The 6,629-nt window shown below is 74.7% G+C and carries 8 protein-coding genes; 5 read left to right on the top strand and 3 right to left on the bottom strand.

Going from position 1 to position 6,629, the window contains the following annotated elements; translation table 11 throughout:
* Positions 1–841: N-6 DNA methylase (locus HUX53_RS11970; RefSeq protein ID WP_176403241.1), on the bottom strand; the 841-nt coding region annotated here is incomplete at its 3' end.
* Positions 838–1,626 carry a PP2C family serine/threonine-protein phosphatase gene (locus HUX53_RS11975; protein WP_176403242.1) on the bottom strand — a complete coding sequence of 263 codons (789 nt, stop codon included), beginning with the start codon at positions 1,624–1,626 and terminating at the stop codon, positions 838–840. The genes HUX53_RS11975 and HUX53_RS11970, both read right to left, overlap by 4 nt.
* Positions 1,627–1,741: 115 nt before the next feature.
* On the opposite strand from HUX53_RS11975, the gene HUX53_RS11980 reads away from it, so the two are divergent.
* The 5 genes from HUX53_RS11980 to HUX53_RS12000 all read left to right on the top strand — a co-directional run bounded on the left by HUX53_RS11980 (position 1,742) and on the right by HUX53_RS12000 (position 6,389).
* The gene (locus tag HUX53_RS11980; RefSeq protein ID WP_176403243.1) at positions 1,742–2,659 is read left to right on the top strand and encodes a metal ABC transporter solute-binding protein, Zn/Mn family; all 918 of its coding nucleotides are present in this window, start codon (positions 1,742–1,744) and stop codon (positions 2,657–2,659) included.
* Complete coding sequence (locus HUX53_RS11985; protein WP_176403244.1) at positions 2,656–3,294, top strand: ATP-binding cassette domain-containing protein; 639 nt, start codon at positions 2,656–2,658, stop codon at positions 3,292–3,294. Before HUX53_RS11980 ends, HUX53_RS11985 begins: the two co-directional genes overlap by 4 nt.
* Positions 3,291–4,172, top strand: a complete 882-nt coding sequence (locus HUX53_RS11990) for a metal ABC transporter permease (protein WP_176403245.1) — start codon at positions 3,291–3,293, stop codon at positions 4,170–4,172. Before HUX53_RS11985 ends, HUX53_RS11990 begins: the two co-directional genes overlap by 4 nt.
* Before the next feature lie 197 nt (positions 4,173–4,369).
* Entirely contained in the window at positions 4,370–5,428 is a 1,059-nt protein-coding gene (locus HUX53_RS11995) for a rod shape-determining protein (RefSeq protein WP_176403246.1), read from the top strand.
* Positions 5,429–5,450: 22 nt separating this feature from the next.
* Positions 5,451–6,389, top strand: coding sequence for an MBL fold metallo-hydrolase (locus tag HUX53_RS12000; protein ID WP_176403247.1), 939 nt, complete (start codon positions 5,451–5,453; stop codon positions 6,387–6,389).
* Here HUX53_RS12000 and HUX53_RS12005 read toward each other — a convergent pair.
* The coding region (locus tag HUX53_RS12005) for a hypothetical protein (RefSeq protein ID WP_176403248.1) at positions 6,373–6,629 on the bottom strand (257 nt) is incomplete at its 5' end. The two genes, HUX53_RS12000 and HUX53_RS12005, sit on opposite strands and share 17 nt — an antisense overlap.

Consider the following 6,629-nt stretch of genomic DNA (forward strand, 5'->3'; position numbering starts at 1 on the left):
GCCGGACGTGCGCGAGGCAGTGCTGGACCCAGGCCAGCTCGGGCTCGCCGCGCGGCGGCAGCCCGTACTCCCAGCGCGGGTCGCCGGCGAGGTCCTCGCGGCCCCACGCCCGGTCGCCGGACGGCGGGTCGCACACGACGGCGTCGGCGGCCTCGCCGGGGAAGCCGTCGCGGCGGAGGGAGTCGCCCGCGACGACCTCGGCGGGCGTCCCGGCGAGCAGCAGCCTGACCGCGGCGATCCGGGCGGCGGCCGGGTCGGTGTCCTGGCCGAGCGCGCGCCGCGTATCGGGCGCCGCCAGCAGGAGCGTGCCGAGCCCGCACGCCGGGTCGAGGACGGTGTCGCCGTCCCGGCAGGCGAGGCGGGTCATCAGCCCCGCGATGTCGCCGCGCGTCAGGACGAGGCGCCGCGAGTGGGCCTGGACGTAGCGCCGGAGGAGCAGGTCGAAGGCGGCGGCGTGGCCGTGCTCGGCGGCGAGGTCGGTGAGCAGGCCGGGCAGGCCGGGATCGTCCGGTTCCACGCCGGGCGCGGGCGGCCGCTCCGCGTCGCCGCGGAGTTCGAGGAGGTGCAGCCCGGCCCAGCCGACGAGGTCGGCGAGCCGGAAGTCGTCGCCGGACGCGCGGAGCCGCTGCCAGACCCGGTCGCCGAGCGACACCTCGAACGGCTTGCCGTTGCGGCGCAGCCAGTCCTCGACGTCGGCGAGGGAGAACAGCGGGCTGGCGGCGGTCCCGCCGACCGGGCGGGGGAAGTCGCCGTGCCGGCGGCGCCAGTTGCTGACCGTCGCGCGCCCCACGCCCACCAGGCGGGCGATGTCGCCGGCGGTCACCCCCGGGTCGGCGCTCATGGACGGCCCGTCCCGGCATGTCCCGGGGCCGCGGCGCCGACCAGCACCGGGCGCTGGTCGCCGGCCTCCCCGGCGGGGACGACGTCCGCGACGACGCAGGTGCTGTTGTCGTGCCCGCCGGCCTGGTTCGCGAGGCCGATGAGCCGGGCGATGACGTCCGCCGGACGGGCCTCCTCCGCCATCGCGGCGCGGATCGCGTCGGCCGGGACGAGTCCGGAGACGCCGTCGGAGCAGAGCAGGTAGCGGTCGCCGGGCAGGGCGTCCTGCCAGAACACGTCGGGTTCGCCGCTGCCGCCGCTCTGCAGCGCGCGGACCAGCACCGAGCCGCGCGGATGGTTCGCCGCCTCCTCGGGGGTGAGCTTCCCGCCGTCCACGAGCGTCTGGACCATCGTGTGGTCGCGGGTGAGCTGGAAGAGGTCCGGGCCGCGCAGCAGGTAGGCGCGGGAGTCGCCGATGTGCGCGACGGCGAAGCGGTGGCCGTCCCAGGCCATCGCGGTCAGGGTCGTGCCCATCCGCGCCAGCGCCGGGTCCTGCCGGCCGAGGTCGTCGAGCCGCGCGGCCACCTCGGCGACGCCGGTGGCGAGGGCGGCGGCCGGGTCGCCGGCGAGCGGCAGCCCGGCGACGGTCGTGACGGCGGTCCGGCTGGCGACGTCGCCGTGCGGGTGGCCGCCCATCCCGTCGGCGACCGCGAGCAGGCGCGGGCCGGCGAACGCGGAGTCCTCGTTCGTCCTCCGCCGCCGGCCGATGTCCGTTCCCGCGGCGTACCGCAGCATCTGGTGAGCCATGCGTGCAATGCAAGCACCCTAAAACTCGATTCACAAGCACCCCCGGCCGGGCGGGCGGATCGGACAGATCATGCTAAGTTGCACTGAAAACCGTTTTCATTTTCAGGAGCGTCTCATGTCCTCTCCCCAGCGTGCCCGCATCTCCGGGGCGGGTGCCCTCCTCGCCGTCTCCGCGCTGCTGGCCGGATGCGGGTCGTCGTCCGGCGGCACGGCCGAGCCGGGCGACACCACCGTCTCCGTCGTGGCCTCGACCAACGTCTACGGCGACATCGCCCGGCAGATCGGCGGCGGCAACGTGAAGGTGACGTCCTTCATCAGCGACCCCGCGCAGGACCCGCACTCGTTCGAGGCGGGGACGCGCACCCGGCTCGCGCTGTCCGAGGCCGGCGTCGTCATCGAGAACGGCGGCGGCTACGACGACTTCATGGGCACGCTGCTGAAGGGCACGGGCTCGAAGGCGGAGGTGCTGAACGCGGTCGAGGTGTCGGGGAGGACCGCGCCGGCGGGCGAGGAGCTGAACGAGCACGTCTGGTACGACCTGCCGTCCGTCGCGCGGCTGGCCGACCGGGTATCGGCCGCGCTCGCCGAGGCCGACCCCGAGGACGCGCAGACCTACGCGGCGAACGCCGGCGCGTTCAAGACGAAGCTGAAGACGCTGGAGGAGAAGGTGGCCGCGCTCAAGGCGGCGCACGCGGGCGAGGGCGTCGCGGTCACCGAGCCCGTCCCGGTCTACCTGCTGGAGGCGGCCGGGCTGGAGAACCGGACGCCCGAGGAGTTCAGCGAGGCGATCGAGGAGGGCGACGACGTCCCGCCGCGCGTCCTGCGCGACACGCTCGCGCTGGTCGGCGGCAAGAAGGTGAAGGTGCTCGTGTCGAACGCGCAGACCAGCGGGCCGCAGACCGAGCAGGTCGAGAAGGCGGCGAAGGAAGGCGGCGTGCCCATCGTGCCCGTCACCGAGACGCTGCCCGAGGGCGCCGACTACATCTCCTGGATGGACGGCAACATCGCCGCGCTGCAGAAGGCGCTGTCGTGATCGCGCTGCGGGACGCCGCCCTCGTTTATGGGGAGCGGACGCTGTGGAAGGGGCTCGACCTCGATGTGAGGGCGGGCGAGTTCCTGGTCGTCCTCGGGCACAACGGGTCGGGGAAGACGAGCCTGCTGCGGGTGCTGCTCGGGCTGCAGCGGCTGTCGGCGGGGACGGTCACCGTCAACGGCCGTCCGCCGCGCCGGGGCAGCGGCTTCATCGGCTACGTCCCGCAGCACCGGGCCGTCCCGCCGCACACCCCGCTGCGCGCCCGTGACCTGGTGGGGCTGGGGGTGGACGGGCACCGGTGGGGGCCGCGGCGGCGGTCCCGCGACGCGCGCCGCCGGGTCGCGGAGGCACTGCGGGACGTGGGCGCCGCCCCCTACGCGGACGTCCCGCTCCACCTGCTGTCGGGCGGCGAACTCCAGCGGGTGCGGGTCGCGCAGGCCCTGGCCGCCGATCCGCGCGTCCTGCTCTGCGACGAGCCGCTCGCGTCGCTGGACGCCGGGCATCAGCGGATCGTCGGAGAGCTGGTCGACCGACGGCGGCGCGAGCAGGGCACGGCGGTCGTGTTCGTCACCCACGAGGTCGACCCGGTGCTGCCGTTCGCGGACCGGGTGCTGGATCTGGGCGAGGCGGCGTGAGCTGGCACGAGATCGTCAACTTCGACGACTACGGGGCGCTGCTCGCGCTCGTCCGCAACTCGCTCATCGCGGGGGCCGTGCTCGGGGTCGTCGGCGGGCTAGCCGGGACGTTCGTCATCATGCGCGACCTGCCGTTCGCCGTGCACGGCATCAGCGAGCTGTCGTTCGCGGGCGCGGCGGGCGCCCTGCTGCTCGGGACGAGCGTGGCGGGCGGCTCGATCGCGGGCGCGCTGGCCGCCGCCGCGCTGATCGGGGTGCTCGGCGCGAGGGCGCGCGACCGGGGCTCGGTCATCGGCGTGCTGATGCCGTTCGGGCTCGGGCTCGGCGTGCTGTTCCTGTCCCTGTACAAGGGCCGGTCGGCGAACAAGTTCGGCCTGCTCACCGGGCAGATCGTCGCGATCGACACGCCGCACCTGTCGTGGCTGCTGGGGACGTCGGCGGTGGTGCTGGCGTGCCTGGCGGTCATGTGGCGGCCGCTGGCGTTCGCGAGCCTCGACCCCGACGTGGCGGCGGCGCGGGGCGTCCCGGTGCGGTCGCTGTCCCTGCTGTTCATGCTGGTGCTCGGCCTCGCGGTCGCCGTGTCCGTGCAGGTCGTGGGCGCGCTGCTGGTGCTCGCGCTGCTCTGCACGCCGGCCGCGGCGGCGGTGCGGGTCACCGCGTCGCCGGTGCTCGTGCCGGTACTGAGCGCGGTGCTCGCGACCGTCTCGGTGGTAGGCGGGATCCTGCTGTCGATCGGCTCCACCGTCCCCGTCAGCCCGTACGTCACGACGATCTCGTTCGCCCTGTACGGGGTGTGCCGCGCGGCCGGGGCGATCCGGGCGCGGCGCGGCTGGACGGTCCGGCGCGGCGGTGCCCGGCTCGACACCGTCCCAACATGATCTCCCCCACATGATCTCTTGGTGCCCGCCCGGCACTGGGCGCCGGGCGGGCATCGGACGCCGGGCGGCGTTCCGGATATTCCGGATCTCCGGTAGTCAGGACATTGCGATTCGCTTACCGGCCCGTGGGCATCGCCGCGAGGCGCAAGGGCATCAACAAGACTCTTGCGACTTTCGGGGCGATTGGGAGGGACGCGATGTGGGACTTCGCGGGCCGTGACACCGCTATCGACCTGGGCAGCGACACCGTGCGGATGCACGTGCGGGACCGCGGCGTGGTGTGCCGCGAGCCGTCGGTGCTCGCGCGGTCCAAGGAGACCGGGCACATCCTCGCGCTGGGGCTGCCCGCGCGGGAGATGGCCGGACGCAACCCCGACGTCACGCTCGTCCGGCCGATCCGCGAGGGCGCGCCGACGGAGACCGACGAGGCCGAGTACCTGATGCGGCACCTGGTCCGCCGGCACCACCGGCGCCACTACACCGCACGCCCCCGGCTCGTCGTCACCGTGCCGAGCGGGATGACGTCCGTGCACTACCGGGCCCTGCAGTTCTCCGCCTACCAGGCCGGCGCGCGGCGGCTGACGCTCGTGCCGACGCCCATCGCCGCCGCCATCGGGATGGGGATGACGACGTCCACCCGGCCGGAGATCGCCGTCATCGCCTGCATCGGCGCGGACGTCACCGACATCGGCGTCATCGCGTTCGGCGGCCTCGTCACCTCGCACACCGCGCACGTCGGCGGGTCGGCGCTGGACAAGGCGATCGTCGCGCTGGTCCGGCGCGAGCACGGGGTGGCGCTGTCGCGGTCCGCCGCCGAGGCGGCGAAGCTGGAGGTCGGCGCGGTGCCGCCGCTCGGCCGGCGGCCGGTGCGGCAGACGGTCGTGACCGGCCGCGACATCGCGACCGGGATGCCGCGCGAGATCGTCCTCACCACGCTGGACGTGGGCCGCGCGATCGCCGCGCCGGTCGCGGAGATCGTGGCCGCGATCCGGGCCGGCCTGACCGGCTGCTCCCCGGAGATCTCCGGCGACCTGCTCACCGTCGGGATCACGCTCACCGGCGGCTGCGCCCGGCTGCCCGGCCTGGAGCGGATGATCCGCGACAAGACGGGCCTGGAGGCGCGGCTCGGCGACGACACCGGCGACGCGGCCGTGCTCGGCGCCGGGGAGGTGCTGCGCTCCGCCGGCACGCAGGAGCCGTCCGCGCGCAAGTCGTCGCCGCGCCCGCAGGTGCTGACCACCCTGCCGGAGTACTGACCGGGGCTAGACTGCCGGTCCCATGAGCGACGCACCCGGGATCGACGGCCCAGGAAGCCCCCAGCTGCGGGAGGTCTCGGACGGGATCTTCGCCTACGTCCAGCCGGACGGCACCTGGTGGATCAACAACACCGGGTTCCTCGCCGGGACGCGCGGGGTGGTGAGCGTCGACGCGTGCTCGACCGAGCGCCGCACCCGCGCGTACCTGGCGGCGATCCGGTCGGTGACGGACCGGCCCGTCCGGACGCTCGTCAACACCCACCACCACGGCGACCACACGTTCGGCAACTACCTGTTCGCGGGCGCCACCGTCGTCGGCCACGAGGGGACGCGGGAGGGCGCGTTCGCCTGGGGCAAGCCGTTCGACGAGCCGTTCTGGACGAAGGTGGAGTGGGGCGGCATCGAGGTCGAGCCGCCGTTCCTCACCTACACCGACGGCGTGACGCTGTGGGTGGACGACCTGCGCTGCGAGGTCCGGCACGTGGGCACGCCCGCCCACACCACCAACGACTCCATCGTGTGGATCCCCGACCGCCGCGTCCTGTTCTGCGGCGACCTCCTCTTCAACGGCGGCACCCCGTTCCTGATGCAGGGCTCGGTCTCGGGCGCCATCAAGGTGCTGGAGGAGGTCATCGCCCCGCTGGACGCGGAGACGATCGTCCCCGGCCACGGCCCGGTCGGCGGCCCGGAGCTGATCGACCGCGTGCTCGGCTACGCGCGGTTCGTGCAGGCGACGGCCGCCGCGGCGAAACCGGCCGGGCTGACCCCACTGGAGGCGGCGCGCGAGGCCGACCTCGGCGCGTACGCGGAGCTGACCGACGCCGAGCGGCTCGTCGGCAACCTGCACCGCGCCTACGCCGAGCTGGACGGCCTCGAACCGGGCGGCGACATCGACCTGGCCGCCGCGCTGGGCGACATGATCACCTACAACGGCGGCCGCCCGCTCACCTGCCGCGCCTGAACCGCCGCAGCGGACCGCTGCGCCCGAGCCGCCGCAGCACCTGCTGCGGGCGGATCGCCGGCGGCGGCGCGGGCACGTCGTAGCGGCCGGCGCCGCTGCGCACCACCGCCTGGGCCTCCGCCTCGTCCACGCCGGCGAACACCAGCACGTCGATGGCGGCCAGGCGCAGCGCGGTGACGGTGCGGGAACGGGAGAAGGCGGTGCGGCTCGACCTGCTCAGCGGGAGCTGCGTCCTGGTGG

Origin of the sequence: Actinomadura sp. BRA 177, from assembly GCF_013372625.1 — a bacterium.
In the GTDB taxonomy this organism is placed as follows: domain Bacteria; phylum Actinomycetota; class Actinomycetes; order Streptosporangiales; family Streptosporangiaceae; genus Spirillospora.

Bases quoted from the DNA above. Each gene is read 5' to 3' on its own strand.
- HUX53_RS11975 (WP_176403242.1), bottom strand. From the start codon at position 1,626: ATGGCTCACCAGATGCTGCGGTACGCCGCGGGAACGGACATCGGCCGG.
- HUX53_RS11980 (WP_176403243.1), top strand. From the start codon at position 1,742: ATGTCCTCTCCCCAGCGTGCCCGCATCTCCGGGGCGGGTGCCCTCCTC.
- HUX53_RS11995 (WP_176403246.1), top strand. From the start codon at position 4,370: ATGTGGGACTTCGCGGGCCGTGACACCGCTATCGACCTGGGCAGCGAC.
- HUX53_RS12000 (WP_176403247.1), top strand. From the start codon at position 5,451: ATGAGCGACGCACCCGGGATCGACGGCCCAGGAAGCCCCCAGCTGCGG.